Here is a 235-nt window from a genome sequence, read left to right as displayed (position 1 = left end):
GTTTGAGGATGAATTTACGCGGAAAGCCTCCGGACGGAGCGGAACCTGCAAGCTTGCAGGGCGCATGCTTGAAATTACCGCATATCTTACATTTTCTATTGAGCAAATCAAGTGGATCTAAACTGGTTTCTTCGGGAAACCCGAATTGAAGGTTCATATTTTGAATCGCCTGTTGCACGGGGCAGCATTGCATATTCAGCCGTTATCCAGCCTTTTCCCTGTCCCCTCTTCAAAT

1 pseudogene is annotated in these 235 nt (G+C 46.8%); it reads right to left on the bottom strand.

Annotated elements, in window-relative coordinates:
* Positions 1-146 precede the first annotated feature (146 nt).
* Positions 147-235 (bottom strand): annotated as a pseudogene (locus P6709_RS20705) (ribonuclease PH); the annotation flags it as partial.

This window comes from Jeotgalibacillus sp. ET6 (genome assembly GCF_029667115.1).
In the GTDB taxonomy this organism is placed as follows: Bacteria; Bacillota; Bacilli; order Bacillales; family Jeotgalibacillaceae; genus Jeotgalibacillus.
This window is presented reverse-complemented; position numbering and strand designations above follow the sequence as displayed.